12 protein-coding genes are annotated in these 17,602 nt (G+C 66.1%); 6 read left to right on the top strand and 6 right to left on the bottom strand.

Annotated elements, in window-relative coordinates:
* The first annotated feature begins 16 nt into the window (after window positions 1-16).
* A complete protein-coding gene (locus HT578_RS17065; RefSeq protein ID WP_213500818.1) occupies window positions 17-661 on the top strand; it encodes a trimeric intracellular cation channel family protein in 645 nt (214 codons plus the stop codon).
* A gap of 136 nt (window positions 662-797) precedes the next feature.
* On the opposite strand, the gene HT578_RS17060 is transcribed toward HT578_RS17065, so the two are convergent.
* The 5 genes from HT578_RS17060 to HT578_RS17040 all read right to left on the bottom strand — a co-directional run bounded on the left by HT578_RS17060 (window position 798) and on the right by HT578_RS17040 (window position 11,147).
* Window positions 798-2,384, bottom strand: a complete 1,587-nt coding sequence (locus tag HT578_RS17060; protein WP_239026333.1) for a DUF5597 domain-containing protein — start codon at window positions 2,382-2,384, stop codon at window positions 798-800.
* A gap of 85 nt (window positions 2,385-2,469) precedes the next feature.
* Window positions 2,470-4,122, bottom strand: a complete 1,653-nt coding sequence (locus tag HT578_RS17055) for an alpha-L-fucosidase (RefSeq protein WP_213500817.1) — start codon at window positions 4,120-4,122, stop codon at window positions 2,470-2,472.
* Between the two features lie 282 nt (window positions 4,123-4,404).
* On the bottom strand, window positions 4,405-7,281 hold the full coding sequence (locus HT578_RS17050; RefSeq protein ID WP_213500816.1) for a glycoside hydrolase family 31 protein: 2,877 nt from the start codon (window positions 7,279-7,281) through the stop codon (window positions 4,405-4,407).
* Window positions 7,282-7,308: 27 nt separating this feature from the next.
* On the bottom strand, window positions 7,309-8,940 hold the full coding sequence (locus HT578_RS17045) for a DUF5597 domain-containing protein (protein ID WP_213500815.1): 1,632 nt from the start codon (window positions 8,938-8,940) through the stop codon (window positions 7,309-7,311).
* The gene (locus HT578_RS17040; protein WP_239026332.1) at window positions 8,940-11,147 is read right to left on the bottom strand and encodes a beta propeller repeat protein; all 2,208 of its coding nucleotides are present in this window, start codon (window positions 11,145-11,147) and stop codon (window positions 8,940-8,942) included. The genes HT578_RS17045 and HT578_RS17040 overlap by 1 nt, the downstream gene beginning before the upstream one ends.
* A 182-nt stretch (window positions 11,148-11,329) precedes the next feature.
* On the opposite strand from HT578_RS17040, the gene HT578_RS17035 reads away from it, so the two are divergent.
* The 5 genes from HT578_RS17035 (at window position 11,330) to HT578_RS17015 (ending at window position 16,501) form a co-directional block, all read left to right on the top strand.
* Window positions 11,330-12,445, top strand: coding sequence for a fumarylacetoacetate hydrolase family protein (locus tag HT578_RS17035; RefSeq protein WP_213500813.1), 1,116 nt, complete (start codon window positions 11,330-11,332; stop codon window positions 12,443-12,445).
* 49 nt (window positions 12,446-12,494) lie between these two features.
* A complete protein-coding gene (gene xylB, locus HT578_RS17030) occupies window positions 12,495-13,280 on the top strand; it encodes a D-xylose 1-dehydrogenase (protein ID WP_039391693.1) in 786 nt (261 codons plus the stop codon).
* 50 nt (window positions 13,281-13,330) lie between these two features.
* On the top strand, window positions 13,331-14,203 hold the full coding sequence (locus tag HT578_RS17025; protein WP_213500812.1) for an SMP-30/gluconolactonase/LRE family protein: 873 nt from the start codon (window positions 13,331-13,333) through the stop codon (window positions 14,201-14,203).
* A gap of 64 nt (window positions 14,204-14,267) precedes the next feature.
* Entirely contained in the window at window positions 14,268-15,665 is a 1,398-nt protein-coding gene (locus tag HT578_RS17020; RefSeq protein ID WP_039388826.1) for a sugar porter family MFS transporter, read from the top strand.
* A 2-nt stretch (window positions 15,666-15,667) separates the two neighbouring features.
* Window positions 15,668-16,501 carry an aldose 1-epimerase gene (locus HT578_RS17015; RefSeq protein ID WP_213500811.1) on the top strand — a complete coding sequence of 278 codons (834 nt, stop codon included), beginning with the start codon at window positions 15,668-15,670 and terminating at the stop codon, window positions 16,499-16,501.
* Between the two features lie 6 nt (window positions 16,502-16,507).
* On the opposite strand, the gene HT578_RS17010 is transcribed toward HT578_RS17015, so the two are convergent.
* Entirely contained in the window at window positions 16,508-17,602 is a 1,095-nt protein-coding gene (locus tag HT578_RS17010; protein WP_084591938.1) for a LacI family DNA-binding transcriptional regulator, read from the bottom strand.

Here is a 17,602-nt window from a genome sequence, read left to right as displayed (position 1 = left end):
CGTGTAAGGCTGGGGGATGCCTGTTGCCACCCAACTCGTCCCCGCCGAACTCGTTCTCGTCGGACCGATCCTCGACATCGTGAACTACACCGGGATCGCCGTGTTCGCGGTTTCGGGCGCGCTCGTCGCGGCGCGCAAGAACCTCGACATCATTGCCTCGATCTTCTTCGCCACCGTCGCCGGGATCGGAGGAGGCTCGCTGCGCGACGTCTTCACCGGCGTTCAGGTCAACTGGGTCCTCTCCCCGGCCCCGCTGGTGCTGTGCATCGCGGTCGGCATTCTGGTCTGGCTCTTGCCCACGCGCATCTGGCCCGAACGTGCGCTGGAATGGTTCGACGCGGGCGGTCTGGCCGCCTTTGCGGTCTTCGGCACCGGCAAGGCGCTGAGTCTGGGCGCAGCCCCCCTTCCCGCCGTGGTCATGGGGGTGATGAGCGCGTGCATGGGCGGCGTCATCCGCGACGTGGTCGCAGGCGTGCCCTCGATCCTCCTGCGCAACGAACTCTACGTGACCGCCGCGCTGCTGGCCGCGGGCGTGTTCCTGGGCCTGACCATGGCCGGGCTGTCCTCTGGTCTCGCAACGATCCTCGCCACGCTGTGCGGCTTCTGTCTGCGCGGTGCGGCCATACATTGGGGGCTAAGGCTGCCGCGGCACAAGGGGTAGAAGGAGTATCTCAAGGGGCCATCGCCCCTTGACCCCATAATGTCGACCTTGCCTCTCTCAGCCACCGTGGCGGGCGGAAGGTGAGGCCGACAGTATGGGGAGCCCGAGGGCAATGGCCCTCGGAAATCTCTTTTTCTTACCGGATGGGGTAACTCGCCAGCTTCACATGCAGGATCTGGTTGGCAGCGGTGAAGTTGAGCCCCCAGTCGACCTGGTCCCCGTTCCACACCCGCTCGAAGATCCAGTTGCCTGCCGCGTCATAGTGGCCCTGCTCGACGCGATCGAGGATGAGGTTCGCGCGGCTCGGATCCGCCATCTCGAACGTCACGCGCGCAAAACGGCCCGTGACGAGGTATTCATCGGGGGCGATTTCGGCGAGGACCGCACCGCCCTTGGGCCAGTCGTTGCCCTTGGCCTCGCCCATGCCCCAGTCACCGCGCCCGAAGCTGACCTCGGCCTTGTAGCGCCCGAGGTCCAGTACCTCGCGGTGCTCGTCTGCCGGGTCTTCCGGCTCCGCCGCGCCCCAGGTCTTGCCCGCAAAGGCCCACTTGGCCCAGAGCCGGTCGAGCCCCTTGAAGAGGGCGTAGTTCGCCGAAAACGGGGTCAACGCCTCATCGTTCAGCTTCGAGGTGACCGGAAAGCTCGGCAAATAGCGCAGGCGGTCGATTCCGAAGGGCGACCAGCCGATCGCGCCGCGCCCCATCGCCTCGAAGAAGAAGCGCGCGTACTCCTTCGCATGGCCCGTCTCGGGCACGAAGAGCGCGTTCTCGGGGCGGTCGTACTTATCGAGGAAGCCGAGGTAGTCCTTGTGCTTCGTGGTGTAGATATCGGGACCGACAAGGTCGAGATGCGGCGCGGCCGCCTTGTAGACATCGACCACGGTGTTGGCCGGGCCGCCGCTCGCGTAAGTATTGGGATCCTGCCAATCGAAGGGGTTACCGGTCAGCGCCGCGTTCGCATACATCGGCAGCGGCTTCACCGCCTTGCCTGCGGCGGCAACCGCATCGATGTAGCGCGCGACATGCCAGGAGTGGAAATAGAGCTCGGCATCGCGCCCGTAGAGCTCCTGCCAGGTCCCCTTCCCCTTGCCCGTCTTCCGGCGCAGCGCCTCGGGAACGGGGGCGGCAAAGGCCTTTTCGGCCTCGGGCGAATGGTCGCGCGCAAGACCATAGGTGCCCGGCTCGTTCTGGACTTGGACCATGATGACCGTGTTCTGCGGGTCGGCCTTTCTCAGGTGCTCCATGAGCGCAGCGAAGGCGCGGCTGTCGGCCTCCAATGTCGATTTCGCGAAAGGCGAAAGTGCATAGTGGAAGCTTCCATCGGCCCGGCGCATGCGCGGGAAGCGGGCATTGTCCAGCTTCACCCAGGCCGGCGCGTACTGCGGGTTGGTGTTCTTCCAGGTCGCGAACCACAGGAGAACCAGACGCACGTCATGCGCGCGGGCTTCTTCCAGCAGGGTATCGACGGCCGAGAAGTCGAACTTCCCCTCCTCGGGCTCGATCTGCTCCCAGCCGATGGGCGCTTCCACGGTGTTGACGTGCATGGCCTCCATCGCGGGCCAGACGCCAGGCATCGCGGCGGGCCAGGAGCTGGAGTTGTTGATCTGCGCGCCCAGCATGAGGAACGGCGCACCATCGACCATCAGCGCGTGGCGCCCATCCTTCGTGGCAATCCGAGGCAACTCATCGGCACCTGCCATCGCGGGCAGGGCCGACAGCGCCAAGGCACCTGCCACCCCCAAACCACACCGAACCATCCGCCGAAACATCGCTCTCTCCTGTTTATGTATTGCGTGCGTGCCGGGGCGCTCAGACCAGCCCCGGCCCTTCGATCTTGAGCACCGGCACGAAAAGGTCCCTCGGCGCCAGGTCGAGGTGCAGCGCGTCTGCGTCCTGGCGGAAGCGCACCGGGCCACCGCCCAGCTGTGTAATCCGCGCGATCCGGCCCTTGGCCGCCTGCACCAGCGCCCGGCAGCCAAGCGCGCGGACCTGGATCGGCGCATCGCCCGTCGCCAGTACGAAGAGATAGAGCGCTCCGTCCTTCGTCGTGAAGCGCACGTCGCCCGGCACGAAGCCGTCAAAGCCGCCCTCGTTCTGCATGCCGACCTGAAGCTGGGTCGGTCCCTCGCCGTAGACGTGCCAGGGGCGCGAGCCATAGACCGCCTCGCCGTTCACCGCGAACCAACGCGCCAGATCATCGAGGATCTTCTCTTCCTCGGCATCGATCGTGCCATCGCCGCGCTGGGGCACCGAAAGCAGCAGATTGCCATTCTTGGAAATGACATCGGCCAGGCGCTGCACCACGGCGGCGGCGGGGACGTAGCTCCTGTCGGTAAAGCGCGCCCGGTTGTAGAACCAGTCACCCAGGCACGTGTCGGTCTGCCAGGGTTCGTCCCAGAGATGATCGGTGAAGCCACGCTCGACATCCTGGACAAGGCCAAAGCGCGCGCGCGGGGTCAGCTGCTTGGCGGTCAGCACCACGTCGATCTTGCCGTGCCATTCGAGCGAGCGGTTGTAGTAGTCCGCCGCCGCGGCGAGGCCATAGGGCCCGAAGGGCAGCTCGTAATTGTCCATGTAGCAGAAGTCAGGACGGTACTTTGCCACCAGGTCCATCTGGCGCAGCAACCACTGGCGCGCGAAGGCGGTGTCACCGGGCGGCACGGTCTCGATCCATTCGCCGTCGTGCGCATCATGCCAGGCGTTCATGGCCGCAATGGTCTCGATGCCATCGGGCGCGACCATGTGGCGGCCGGTGTAGAGATCCTGTGGGTCGAGGCCCTCCCACCAGGTGCCTGCGCCATCCTCCTTCGTCAGCCGGTACGCGTCATAGCGCTCCCCGGCGCGCGGTCCTTCCGGATCGTAGGCATAGGCTGGCTGGTACCAGTGCCAGGCGTGCGAGGTGTGGTTGGAGACACCAAACCTGAGCCCTGCACGGCGCGCCGCCTTCTCCCAGGTCCCGACCACATCGCGCCCCGGCCCGACGCGCAGCGAGTTCCAGCCGTGGTGCGCGGAATCGTAGCAATCCAGGTTGTCGTGATGGCAGGCGAGGCTGACAAAGTACTTCGCGCCCGCCTTCACGAAGCGGTCCATCAGACCTTCGGGGTCCCACTTGTCGGCGGTCCAGCGCTTCTGGACTTCCATCATGCCCGAATCGGCGGGATGGCCATAAGTGCGCAGATGGTGCTCGTACATGGGGTGGCCCTGCATGTACATGAAGCGGCCATACCAGTCGCCCTGCTCGGGCACCGACTGCGGCCCCCAGTGCGACCAGATGCCGAACTTGGCGTCCCGAAACCAGTCGGGGTAGCGGTAGTTCGCCACCAGCGAATTCCAGGTCGGTTCGACCGGCCCCGGCTTTGTCGCGATCTGCCCCTGTGCCGATCCGGCCAATCCGACGAGACCGCCGGCCCCAAGCGCACTGGCGAGGAACCCACGGCGCGAAGGATGAAGTCCTCTCAGCATGGCGCGCACCGCCTCGTGGCTCGGTTGTTCCTGCGTAGCGCTGACATGCGGATGGCTCTCCCAGAAAAGGTAACGCTACCACCAATCATCAAGGCATCGGCGTTTGTTTCAAATTAATTCAAGAGGCCGAAAAAACGGCACGATTGGGCGATACTACTATGATTTATAGTCAATATCGCCCCCTCAGGACTTGCCCGAGGAGACACACTTCTGCATGGGAGGGTCTGGCCTGCCTCACTTTTGGAGGAGGAGAGGCGAGGCAGGCCAGACCCCGCAAGACAGTTACGGACGCTCGATCCGCACCGCCTTGCCATTCCATGTCACTTGCGCATCGTAGCTCGTCGCCTCGGCCACACTGTCGCCGGGTGCGATCCACTTCACGCGTACGGTGCGGCTCTTGGGCATGCCCTTGTAGCCCTTGCCCTCGCGCGCGCCCAGCGTGACGGTGCCGGTGGCATCGTCATAGCGGATCGGCATGCGCTCGAACGCACCGGTCTTGTAGCCAAGCGAGCGGCCATCGTCGTTGTAGAGCGAGAACGCACCGTCCGCGCCGGTGTAGACGACCAGCGTCACGGGCGCCTCGGGCTGTTCATCGACGTACTGGATGACCGGGCCCATCGGCACGATCGAGCCCGCCTTCACGAACAGCGGCATGCGCTCGGCAGGTGCGGGTACGGTCGCCGAGGTGCCACCTTCATAGGCCTTGCCGGTCTCGAAGTCGTACCAGGTCAGGCCCTGGCCCGGGAACCAGACCTCGCGCTCGCGCACCTGGTAGTCCGCCACCGGCGCAACCAGGAAGGCCTTGCCGAAGAGGAACTGGTCGTTGACCGCGCGGGCCTTCGCGTCCTCGGGGAAGTCCATGACCATGCCGCGCATGATCGAGCCGTCCTTGAGGTAGGTGTCCGCGCCCAGGGTGTAGATGTAGGGCATCAGACGGTAGCGCAGCTTGTCGTACCACACCATCGAGGCGCGCATGTCCGAACCTTCCGGCGCGATCTCGAAGATCTCGCGGTAGGGGAACTCGCCGTGGCTGCGGAAGATCGGGCTGAAGGCGCCGAACTGGAACCAGCGCAGGTTCAGCTCCTGCCATTCGGCAAGGTCTTCCGGCGTCGGGTTCGCCACGGTCCAGCGCGGCTCGACCGAGAAGCCGCCAATGTCGTGCGTCCAGTTGGCAAAGCCCGACATCGCGGTGTTCACGCCCGCAGAAATCTGCGCCTTGAGGTCATACCAGCGCGTCGCAACGTCGCCCGACCACACGGCCGAGCTGTAGCGCTGCAGGCCCGCAAAGCCCGAACGGGTGAGCAGGAAGGGACGCACGTCGCTCTTGTAGGACGACCACCCGTCGTAGAACGCTTCGGCGTTCATCAGCGGGAACGAGTTGAAGAACTCGGCCGCCGGGCCTGCGGCGGTCGGGCCCATCGTGTCGATGCGCTTCTCGATCGAGAGGTTGGAGTGCAGGTCCGGCTCGGAGGCGTCCGCCCACCAGGCGTCGAAGCCCTTGACCGCGATCTTCTTCTCGATCTGGTCCCAGAAGATCTCGCGCCCCTTTTCCGAATAGGGGTCGTAGAAGGAGTTGAGGTAGCCCACGCCAACCCAGTCCTTGTTCCCCTGCTCGATGTTGCCGTGGTACATCGCGCCCGCGGCATCGAGTTCCTTGTAGTTGTCGGTCGTGGGATAGAACTTGGGCCAGACCGAGATCATGATCTCGGCGTTGTTCGCATGGACGTCCTCGACCATCGCGGCCGGATCGGGGAAGCGCGTCTCGTCGAAGTCGTGGCTGCCCCAGGCATCGTCCTTCCAGTAGCGCCAGTCGAGCACGATGTTGTCGATGGGATAGTTCAGCTGGCGGTAGGTGTGGAGCACGTCGAGCAGCTGGCTCTCATCCTCGTAGCGCTGGCGCGACTGCCAGAAGCCATAGACCCACTTGGGCATCATTTCCGACTTGCCGGTCAGCTCGCGGTAGCCCGCAACGACACCGTCCATGTCCTTGCCCGGAATGAACCAGTAGTCCTTGTCGCGCGCGACCTCGCTGGTGAACCAGACCGAATGACGGTCGGCCTCGGGCATCGGGTCCTTGTGCAGCAGCGCCATGTAGCCCGCGTTGGGTTCCCACTCGATGCGCACCTCGGCGTCCTTGCTCGCCGTCAGCGGCACCTCGAAATCGGCGTACCAGGGGTTCCAGTTCTGACGCCAGCGGTCGAGCAGCAGCTTACCGTCGACATAGACCTTGTAGTAGCTCGAGCCGTAAAGCTGGAACTGGTGGGTGCCGGTCTTTTCCGGGTGGAGCGTGCCGGTCCACACCACGGTCTGTGTCTGCACCGCGTTGCCGGCGGTGTTCTGGCCTTCGGTCGCGGCTTCGGTCTTCGCCTTGGCGGCTTCGGGCCACTTGGCCTGATCCTCGATGTACTGGTAGTCGATCGAGGCTTCCTGCTGCTCGACGGCGAGCTTGCCGTCGAGGAAGTACTGCGCCTTGAAGCCCGGCTTGCCGTCCGAAGTGACCTTCAGGCCGCCCTCTTCGCCCACCAGCGCGTAAGGCATCGGGTTGCCGAAGCGGGTGATGCTTTCGTTGTCCCAGAGCAGGCCATAGTTCTTCGTCGAGACGAGGAAGGGCGTGCCGATGTCCATGTTGTGCTGGGCAAGTTCCACGTCCTTGCCGTTGTAGTCCATCACCGCCTGCTGGTGCTGGCCGAGGCCATAGATACCCTCGTCGGTGCCGCGGTTGAACTGCTGCGAGACGGTGACATAGGGCGTGCCGTCAGCCGAAGTCTGCGTGAATACGGAGGGCGCGCTTTCGCTCAGGAGCTCCGCGCCCTTGGCGTCATAAAAGCGTACCTGCCCGGTCGCGGTATTGATCGCAGCGCTGGCCTTGGCCGCGCTCACGAAGACATAGCCCTGCTTCTCGCTCACCTTGTAGGTGCCCGCCTTGGGCGGATTGGGCGCCATCAGACTGGCGTTGGCGGCGGGCGCCTCGAAGCCCTTGGCATCGGCCACCACATGGAAGATGCCATCGCCGTGGAGGGTCACCGTCACGGTGTCGGACGGACCGCTGTCGGGGGTGACGATGACGCCGCCCTCGATCTTTTCCACGCTGGCGGCCAGCGCCGGCATCGAACAGAGCGCAGAGCCGGCAAGCAGCGCTGACAATTTCACAAACTTCATTTTCGTATCCCCTGCCCTGTCAGGCTCTCACTTGGATGAATAGAAACCGGTGGTGACCTTGAGCACCTGCGGCCTGTCGATGAGATTGATCCCGTAGTCGGTCTGGTCACCATTCCAGCGGCGCTTCAGGACCCACTTTCCGTTCTCGAAGGTGCCCTCCTCGACCGAAACGACCACGCCGTTTGCCGCGCCATCGGCCGGACTGAAGCGCACGCGCACGTGATCGCCCATGACGAGGTACTCGGTCTGGGACAGCTGCGCGACCGCGACACCGCCCACCGGCGCCTCGGCCCATTCGGGCGGCTCGGACGGGAGCCAGGTCCAGTCCTTCTCACCGAACTGCCACTGCCCCCAGTCCGCGCTGATCTTCCACTTGCCCAGCACCGTCTCGCGCGGCGAGCCGTCGTCGGGCTTGGCCGCGCCCCAGGTCGGGCGGGTGTAGGCGATCCTTGCCCATTCGCGCGCGATGGGGGCAAGCGTCGCATAAGGAAGAGCAAAGGCCCCCAGTGTTTCGTCATCCAGCGTGCGCGCGCCCAGCGGGTAGTTGAAGAACCCCGTGTCATCCATGCCGAACGGCGCAAAACCGATCCCGCCGCGCCCGATGGTGGGCCAGAAGAAGCGTGCAAACTCGATCGAATTGCCGATCTCGGGCACCATCAGCGCGTTGTCAGGCCGGGCGTACTTGTCGAGATAGGCGACGATGTTGGCGCTCTCGCGGTCGTAGATGTCGGGCCCGGCAAAGTCGATGTCGGGCGCGGCCGCCTTCCAGATATCGAGCACGTCCCACTGCGGCCCGCCGCTGGCGACACCGGTGGGATCGGGCACGTTGGAGGGGCCTGCAAGCGAGGCGTTGACGTACATCGGCAGGTTCTTCACCGCCTTGCCCGCCTTCGCCACCTCGTTCACGAAATGCGCGACATGCCAGGTCTGGAACGCGCGCGGAGCCTGCTTTCCATAGACCTCTTCCCAGGTCCCCGACTTGCCCTCGGCCTTGGCGAGAGGCGCCGGAATGGCCTTGGCGAACTGCGCGTTGGCAGCAGCCGAATAGTCGCGCGGAACCCGGTAGGAGCCGGTCTCGTTCTCGGGCTGGACCATGATGACGGTGTTTTGCGCGTCATGGTCGCGCAGGTATTCCATGACCTTCACGAAGGCCCGGCGATCTGCCTCCAGCGTATTTTGCGAGAGTGGCGAGAGCACGTAGTGGTCCGAGCCATCGGGCGCCTTCATGCGGGGAAAGCGCGCGTTGTCGAGCTTCACCCAGGCCGGGGTATAGCTGGGGCTGGTATTCTTCCAGGTCCCGAACCAGAGCAGGACGACGCGTTTGTCATGCGCGCGGGCACCTGCGAGCAGCGCCTCCAGGTAGCTGAAATCGAAACGCCCCTCGACCGGCTCGACCTGTTCCCAGGCAATCGGGATTTCCAGCGTGTTGGCGTGCATCGCCTCCAGCACGGGCCAGACCTCATCCAGCATCGCGGGGTAGTTGCTCGAATTGTTGGCCTGCGCGCCCAGCATCAGGAACGGCGCACCATCGACGATCAGAGCATGGCGCCCGCCCTTGCTTTCCAGGCGCGGCAATTCGCTGGGCGCTGCACGCGCCGGAACGGCCATTGCGGCCCCCGCCAGAAGCGCCAGGGACGCTGCGATAGGTGGAAACTTCATCACTTCCTCTCCCCCGCGCCGCTTTTTGGATCGCCGTAGACGATACCGCGGCCGTCGGTTGCTATATAGACGCGCCCGAACAGACGCGGGTCACCGGTCACCATGCGGATGCGCAGGCCCCACTGGTGCTTGTCATCGTTGATGCGCTGCCAGTTCGCACCGCCATCGAGCGAGCGCCAGATCGCACGCACGCCCTGCTTCGTCCCCAGAGCATAGAGCGCAGGGACATCGGCATCGGACGCGCCCTTGCCCAGGCCATAGCGCTCGACGTCGAGGTCGCCGCCTGTCCGATCCCAGTTCTCCCCGAAATCGGGCGAGTGCCACAAGTCACCGCCCAGCTGTAGCCAGAGGTTTCCGGCACGGTTGGGATCCGCGAGGATCGGCGCGGGCGCCTCGCGGTTGGCCGAGTAGGCCGGCGAGAGATCGCCCGGCAGTCCATGTCCGCCCGCCTCCATGAAGTGCGCGCCGCCATCGTAGCTGCGCACGATCCGGTTGTTCGCAAAGTCGATGGCATAGAACCGGCGGGCATCGCGCTTGTCCGAGGTCACCCGCACGCGGGAAGGCAGGCCTTCAACAGCGTCCCAGCTTGCCCCGTGATCGCGCGAGTATTGCGGCTCGTCCGTCTCGACAAGGAAGGTGCTCCCGTCCGCCGAGACCGTGATCGCCGCATTGCCCGTCTCCTCAGGCAGAGGCGATCCATCGGCGTGACGCTCGCCCTCGGGCACGTAGAGCGGCATCCAGTTCGTCCCGCCATCCTGCGACCAGGCAAGCGAGGTGTCCGGCACCGTGCGGGCGTGGGTATTGCCGCTGCGCACCAGGATCTGCGGCGCATCGCCCGCATAGTCGAGCGTGTTGGTATTGGAAAGAAACGGGTTTACGTGCTGCGTGGCCGGCGAGACCGCGAAGTCGTCATGCCGGAAGCCGCCGATATCGCCAAAGCCGGAAATCAGGTGCGCGCCGCCAGTCGGGCTGACCATCGTGATGATCGCGGTCTGCTCCACGCCCTTGGTCCAGGGCTGCCAGTGCATCGTGCCGTCCGCGTCCAGCTCGTCGGTTGCATAGACCGTCGCGCCCGTCACATAGGCGGCGTGCCCGGCGTCGTAGGGATCGATGGCAAGCCCCGCGATCCAGTGCCCGAAGTTGGCCTTGGCGCCGAAATCGAGGAAGGGCGTTGCCGACACGTCGCGCACCGAGCGCGTCCACAGCGCCTCCCAGTGCGCGCCAGCATCGTGGCTCAGCCACACGGTGTCGACGGGATTTCCCCGGTCCACGGTGCTGACGGCCAGCGTGGCGGGGTCCTGCGCCGAGACAGCCACGCCCATGTAGCCACCCACGGGCGCATTGAGCCCCTTCTGGGGCGTCACGTCCTGCCAGCTTTCCCGCGCTGGATCGAAGCGCCAGACCGCGCCGCGCGTAATGCCGTTGGGACCGATGGCGTCGCACAGCGTAACCGTCAGCACGTGATCGCTGCCGACCACGGCCTTTACTGCCAGGAGGCCCCTGCCCGGACCGCCCGCAACCGCCTGCCAGGTCTGACCACCGTCCTCGGAGCGGTAGAGGTGTGCGCCTTCCGGATCTGCGTTGCCCACAAAGACACGCCCCTTCACCGCCGGATCGAATACCACGAAGGAAAGCCCGCCATGCGTTGCCCGGCGCCCCTCGGGGATGCCCAGCCCCTCCAGCGGAAAGGCATCGACCTTGCGCCAGTTCGCGCCCGCATCCTCGCTCTGCCACAGGCCCTGGTGCCGTGAGCCGAAGAACAGGCGCTGATTATCGGACGGATCGATAGCGAGCCGTTCGCCCAGACCGCGCCCGTCCTCATTCCCGCCCATCGCGAAGGGAACATCGCTGCGCGCCCAGTTCGCACCATAGTCGCGCGAGCGGAAGATGGCGGCCGCGCCACCCTTGTGCATGCCCGCCGCCAGATAGACCGTGCCCGCATCGACGGGATCGGCGGCCACGCTCTCGATGCCCATGAAGCTGCCTTCGGAGACGCCGTCGAGAAGCTGCACCCAGCGCTCCGCCTTCGCATCCCAGCGGTAGGCCCCGCCCATGTCGCTGCGCAGGTACGCCAGCCCTTTCTCGATGGGACTGAAGATGATGCCGGGCGTGAAACCACCTCCGCCGACGCGCACGTGCTGCCAATCGTAGGAAGCCGATTCGGCTCGCTCGGAACGTGCAAGGACCGGGCCCACGGACGCAGCCAAGGCCGCCCCCGCAAGAGGTAATGTGAGCGCATAAAACGCCGCCCTACGTGCCTTGCCCCAGGCCATAACTGCCCCGCTCTCCTCACGATCGAACCTTATGGCCGACCAATCCCAAAGTCGCGTCTTGACGCTGTCGTGGTTGTCATAGATAACGCTAACACCTGCGGAGGGGAATAGCACTGATGAAAAATATACCGGCCCTTAACAGGGGCCTGCCCGAAGACTGGCGCTCCGGCACGTTTCTTGGCCGTATCGAGACCAGCGAAGGCCCCACACCCATTCTGATTCGCGACGGACGTGTCTTCGACATGGCCAAGGTCGCGCCGACCGTCGCCGACCTCATCGCGCAGAACGTGCGCGAAGGCGGCCTGGAACTGGGCGGAATCGAGGTTCTGGACGAGGCCACGCTGCTCAGCCCGATCGACCTGCAGTGCGTGAAGGCCTGCGGCGTGACCTTCGCCGTTTCCGCGCTCGAGCGCGTGATCGAGGAGCGCGCCCGCGGCGACTACCGCAAGGCGCAGGAGCTGCGCGGCAAGATCGAGGATGCGCTGGGCGGCTCGGTCCGCACCACCGTCCCCGGCTCGCCCGAGGCCGACGCGCTCAAGCAGACGCTGATCGGCGAGGACCTGTGGTCGCAGTACCTCGAAGTCGCCATCGGGCCGGACGCGGAAGTCTTCACCAAGTGCCCGGTGCTGGCGACTGTGGGCCAGGACGCGGACATCGGCGTGCGCTCGGATTCCAGCTGGAACAACCCCGAACCCGAAGTGGTGATGGTGGCCGGCCCCGACGGCAAGGCCGTGGGCGCGACGCTTGGCAACGACGTCAACCTGCGTGACTTCGAGGGCCGCTCGGCGCTGCTCCTGGGCAAGGCCAAGGACAACAACGCCAGCTGTTCGCTGGGTCCCTTCATCCGCCTCTTCGACGATGGCTACACCATCGAGGACGTGCGCAGCGCGGATGTCGCCATGACCATCGAGGGCACCGACGGCTACCGCCTCGAAGGCCACTCGACGATGCGCGAGATCAGCCGCGACCCAGAGGATCTGCTGGGCCAGGCGATGAGCGAGCACCAGTACCCGGACGGCCTCGTGCTGTTCTGCGGCACGCTGTTTGCCCCCACGCAGGACCGCGACGAGCCGGGCAAGGGCTTCACGCACAAGGTGGGCGACACGGTCACCATCTCGAGCGCGCGCCTGGGCACGCTGACCAACACCGTCCGGACTTCGGCCGAGGTCGCACCCTGGACCTTCGGCCTTTCCGACCTCTTCCAGAATCTCGCCAAGCGCGGGCTTCTTTGAAAACCAACCAACCAAAAGAACGAGAATAGACGTGGGCGAGCAGGACACGATGCTGAGCAAGGCTTCCACCGATGGCGTGAGCGCTATCTATCCCGAACTCCAGGACGCGAAGGTCATCGTCTCGGGCGGCGCGAGCGGCATCGGCGAGGGCCTCGTCAAGGCGTTCGTGGCGCAAGGGGCGCAGGTCGCCTTCGTCGATATCCAGGACGAGGCCGGGGAGGAACTGGCCCGCGAACTGGCACGCGATGCCCGCCATGCGCCGATCTACCACCACCTCGACCTCACCGACATCGGCGCGGTCCAGGCAACGATGGCGGATCTCGTTGCGCAGCTGGGCGGCGTCGATGTGCTCGTCAACAACGCCGCGAACGATGACCGCCATGCTGTCGCCGACGTGACCCCGGAGTTCTGGGAAGAGCGCATGAACGTGAACCTGCGCCACCAGTTCTTCGCGGCCCAGGCCGTCATCCCCGCGATGAAGGCCGCCGGTGGCGGCGCGATCATCAACTTCGGTTCGATCTCCTGGCACCTGGGCCTGCCTGACCTCGTTCTCTACCAGACCGCCAAGGCCGCGATCTCGGGCATGACCCGCAGCCTCGCACGCGACCTTGGCCGCGACAACATCCGCGTCAACACGGTGGTCCCGGGCAACGTGAAGACGCCGCGCCAGGAAAAGTGGTACAGCCCCGAAGGCGAAGCGGAAATCGTGGCTGCGCAATGCCTTTCGGGCCGCATCATGCCCGATGACGTCGCCGCACTTGTCCTCTTCCTCAGCTCGCACGGGGCCCGTATGTGTACCGGCCACGATTACTGGATCGACGCCGGCTGGCGCTGATCCGGTCCCTTCGAGCCTATAAAGAACACAAGGACGAGAGAGTGAGAGCGATGCAGGCAGACCATTTCCTGAAAGTCGGTGCGCACCTGGGCGAAGGCCCCTGCTGGATCGACGGTGCGCTGTGGTTCGTCGACATCAAGGGCAACACCGTCTTCAAGGTTGATCCCGAGACCCACGCGCTCACCCGCTGGGCGACGCCCGAGCATGTGGGCTGGGTCCTGCCGAGCGCACACGACGGCCTCATCGTCGGCCTCCAGTCGGGCCCGCACCGCCTCGATCCCGAGAGCGGTACCCTCACCCAGATTGCACAGGTCCACACCGACCTGCCCGACAACCGCCTGAACGATGCGGCCATCGATGCCGAGGGGCGCGTATGGTTCGGCTCGATGGACAATCTGGAAGAGAGCGAAACCGGTGTCGTCTTCGTCCTCGACAAGGGGGACGTGCGCGAGGCCGGAATTCCGGCGACCACCATCACCAACGGCCCCGCGATCTCGCCGTGCGGCAGCTGGCTCTACCACGTCGACACCATCGGGCGCCGGGTCTACCGCCACGCCATCCAGGCCGACGGCACGGCGGGTGACGGCGAACTTTTCCTCGACTTCACCACGCCCGATCGCGACGACTGGGGCCATCCCGACGGCGCGATCTGCGATGCAGAAGGCGGCATCTGGCAGGGCTTCTTCGGCGGCGCGGCGGCGCGCCGCTTCGCGCCCGACGGCACGCTGACCCACGAGGTCCGCTTCCCGGTCAGCAACGTCACCAAGATCACGCTGGGCGGCCCGGACGGGCGGACCGCCTACGCCACGACCGCGCGCCAGGGCCTGGGCGAAGCCGAACTGGCCGCACAGCCGCAGGCGGGCGACCTCTTTACCTTCCGGGTCGATGTACCCGCGGCGCCTCCACGCAGCGCCAACACCTGATTTGCGCGCGGGCCGCACGCCGCCCCCAAGACGTGCGGCGGTCCGCTGGGAAAGGATTACTGGAATGGACAGGGTTGAGATCAACACCCGCCTGGTGGCGCTCGTCGTCGCCGTGGCGACCATCGGCGGGTTCATGTTCGGCTACGATTCGGGCGTCATCAACGGCACGCAGAACGGGCTCGAGGCGGCCTTTGACCTGGGCAGCCTGGGCATCGGCATCAATGTCGGCGCGATCCTTGTCGGCTCCTCGTTCGGCGCCTTCATCGCAGGGCGCCTGTCCGACCGTATCGGGCGGCGCGGCACGATGATGCTGGCCGCCGGGCTGTTCCTCGTTTCCGCGCTTCTGGCCGGCGCGGCAGGGTCCTCGGCCATCTTCATCATCGCGCGCATCATCGGCGGGCTCGGGGTCGGCGCGGCGAGCGTCACCTCGCCGGTCTACATCTCCGAGATGACGCCCGCCGAAGTGCGCGGACGCCTCTCCAGTGTGCAGCAGGTAATGATCATCACCGGCCTTACCGGCGCCTTCCTCGCCAACTTCGTGCTGGCGCGCTGGGCCGGTGGTTCGACCGCCACGCTCTGGCTCGACTTCCCGGCATGGCGCTGGATGTTCTGGCTCCAGGCAATCCCCGCGCTGATCTATTTCCTCGCGCTCCTGGGCATTCCCGAGAGCCCGCGCTACCTTGTCGCGCAGGGCCGCATCGAGGAAGCCCGCGAGGTGCTGACCCGCCTCTTCGGTGCCGCCACCGCGCAGCGCAAGGTCGCCGAGATCGAAGCCTCGCTCGCCGCCGACCATCACCAGCCCAAGCTCTCCGACCTCGTCGACAAGGCGACGGGCAAGATCCGCCCGATCCTGTGGGTGGGCATCGGCATCGCCGTGTTCCAGCAGCTCGTGGGCATCAACGTCGTCTTCTACTACGGCGCAACGCTGTGGCAGGCAGTCGGCTTCACCGAGGATTCCGCGCTCCAGATCAACATAATCTCGGGCGCGCTCTCGATCGGCGCCTGCCTCATCGCCATCGCCTTCATTGATCGCCTGGGCCGCAAGCCCCTGCTGCTGATCGGCTCGGCGGGCATGACCGTGACGCTGGGCGTGGTCGCCTGGGCCTTCTCGACCGCCGTCACCGCCGCTGACGGGACCGTGAGCCTGCCGGGCCATGCAGGGCTGATCGCGCTCATTTCGGCCAACGCCTACGTTGTCTTCTTCAACGTCAGCTGGGGCCCTGTCATGTGGGTGATGCTGGGTGAGATGTTCCCCAACCAGATCCGCGGTTCGGCACTCGCCGTGGCCGGCTTTGCGCAGTGGATCGCGAACGCGGTGATCTCGGTCAGCTTCCCGACGCTGGCCAAGACGCCCGGCCTCTCGGTCACGTACGTGCTCTATGCGCTGGCCGCCCTCGTCTCGTTCTTCTTCGTGCGCGCCACCGTGATCGAAACGCGCGGCCGCGAACTCGAGGACATGTAAGGATGCGCATTGCCTCGGGCGACTGGGCCCTGACGCTGGATCCGGCAGCGGGCGGCCTGATCCGCGCGCTGACCCGGCGGGGCGCGGACATCCTGCGCCCCATGCCCGAGGGCAGCGCAGAGCCGCTGGAAAGCGCCTGCTTTCCGCTCGCACCCTACGCCAACCGGATCGCGCACGGCCGTTTTGACTGGGAGGGCGAGACCTTCTCGCTCACCCCCAACCATCCAGCTATTGCGCATCCGATCCACGGCACGACCTGGCTGGGCGAATGGATGGTGCGTGATAGCCGGGGGGACTCGGTCACGCTGGTTCACGCGCATACGGCCGATGCCGACTGGCCCTGGTCCTTTGCGCTTACCCAAACGCTGTGCCTGAGCGCACAAGGGCTCACCGCGCGCCTCGCGATCACCAACACCGATGCACGCGCGATGCCTGCGGGCCTGGGCTTCCATCCCTGGTTCGCGCGCGAGGACGTCACCGCGATCTCCTTTGGGGCCAAGGGCCTGTGGCTGGGCGATGCCGAGATGCTCCCGACCGAGCACACCGCGCCCGACGCCCTTGGCGACTGGAGCACGCCCTCCCCGCTCGAGCTACCGCATCTGGTCGACAACTGCTACACCGGATGGGACGGCACCGTGCGCATCGCCCGGCGCGACGGCGACCTCGTGCTCGAAAGCGCGGGCACGCCCTATCTCCACCTCTTCGTTCCGCAAGGCGCCGACTTCTTCTGCGCCGAACCGCAAACGACCATGCCCGACGCCGTCAACCGCGACGCCCCCGCCCCGCTCGAGCCGGGCGCGACGCGCGCTCTTGAAATGACGATCCGCTCGGCCTGAGAGGGCTCAGACCGTCGCGGGTACCCGCGTTGCCGGACGGCGGCGCGGGGCCGCGTCGGACTGGCGACGGACGAGCTCGTAATCGACCATGATGCGCTGCTCGCCCACTTCGGCGCTGCGCTTGTTGCGCAGGAACGTCGCGAGGAGCTCGACGGCCTGGCGGCTCATCGCCGCGATGGGCTGGTGGATCGTGGTGAGTTCGGGCCAGATCGTCGTCGCCATCGCCACATCGTCGAACCCGCAGACAGTGAGATCGCCGGGCACGTCGAGCCCGCGCCGGTGCGCGACCGCGACGGCCGCGGCCGCCATGTCGTCGTTGCTGGCAAAGATCGCAGTGGGCGGGTTGTCCTGCGCCAGCAGCTGCTCAGCCGCATCGAGCCCGGAGCGGTAGGTAAAGAAGCCCTGCGCGACGAGCGCCTCGTCATAGGCATAGCCCGCATCGGCCAGCCCCTGCCGGTAGCCTTCATGGCGGTCCTTGCTGGCCGCCAGGTCGGGATGGCCGAGGATGAAGCCGATCCGCTCATGCCCCAGCGACGCGAGGTGCGCGGTCATCTCGCGCGCCGCGCTCGCATCGTCGATCAGGATCGTGGCGATACCGTCCTGCTCCTTGGGCGTGGCGACGGCCACGGTCGGGATGTCGGACTGGCGCAGAACGCCCAGCACTTCCTCGGATTCGCAGATCGGCGGGGGCAGGATCACGCCGTCCACGCCGCCTGCCACCATGCGCTCGACCGCCGCGGCCAGTTCCTCGCCCTCTTCCACCTTCTGGATGACGATCTGCACGTCGAGCCGGCCAGCCTCTTCCAGGCTACCGACGATGAAGGCCGAAAGGAACGCCTCGGACGGGTTGGAATAGAGCAGGCCGATGCGGATCTGCGAGGCGCCCGCAAGGCTGCGCGCAGCCCGGTTGGGGGCGTAATTGAGCTTGGCGATGGCCTCGTTCACGGTGTCGCGCGTGGACTGGCGCACTTTGGGCTCGGCATTGATCACGCGCGAAACGGTCATCATCGAGACGCCCGCCATCGCGGCCACATCTGCAATCGTTGGGGCTCCCGTCTGCCGCGATCGCGGGGACCGGCGTTTGCGCTCACTATCTGCCAT

The organism is Novosphingobium decolorationis (assembly GCF_018417475.1).
In the GTDB taxonomy this organism is placed as follows: Bacteria; Pseudomonadota; Alphaproteobacteria; order Sphingomonadales; family Sphingomonadaceae; genus Novosphingobium; species Novosphingobium decolorationis.
The sequence above is the reverse complement of the archived record's forward strand: the minus strand, read 5'-3'. Positions and strand labels throughout refer to the sequence as shown.

Excerpts from the sequence above, each read along its gene's own strand:
- HT578_RS17045 (WP_213500815.1), bottom strand. The coding sequence starts at position 8,940 with ATGAAGTTTCCACCTATCGCAGCGTCCCTGGCGCTTCTGGCGGGGGCC.
- HT578_RS17015 (WP_213500811.1), top strand. The coding sequence starts at position 15,668 with ATGCGCATTGCCTCGGGCGACTGGGCCCTGACGCTGGATCCGGCAGCG.
- HT578_RS17035 (WP_213500813.1), top strand. The coding sequence starts at position 11,330 with ATGAAAAATATACCGGCCCTTAACAGGGGCCTGCCCGAAGACTGGCGC.
- HT578_RS17055 (WP_213500817.1), bottom strand. The coding sequence starts at position 4,122 with ATGCTGAGAGGACTTCATCCTTCGCGCCGTGGGTTCCTCGCCAGTGCG.
- HT578_RS17020 (WP_039388826.1), top strand. The coding sequence starts at position 14,268 with ATGGACAGGGTTGAGATCAACACCCGCCTGGTGGCGCTCGTCGTCGCC.
- xylB (WP_039391693.1), top strand. The coding sequence starts at position 12,495 with ATGCTGAGCAAGGCTTCCACCGATGGCGTGAGCGCTATCTATCCCGAA.
- HT578_RS17050 (WP_213500816.1), bottom strand. The coding sequence starts at position 7,281 with ATGAAGTTTGTGAAATTGTCAGCGCTGCTTGCCGGCTCTGCGCTCTGT.
- HT578_RS17010 (WP_084591938.1), bottom strand. The coding sequence starts at position 17,602 with ATGGCAGATAGTGAGCGCAAACGCCGGTCCCCGCGATCGCGGCAGACG.
- HT578_RS17025 (WP_213500812.1), top strand. The coding sequence starts at position 13,331 with ATGCAGGCAGACCATTTCCTGAAAGTCGGTGCGCACCTGGGCGAAGGC.
- HT578_RS17065 (WP_213500818.1), top strand. The coding sequence starts at position 17 with ATGCCTGTTGCCACCCAACTCGTCCCCGCCGAACTCGTTCTCGTCGGA.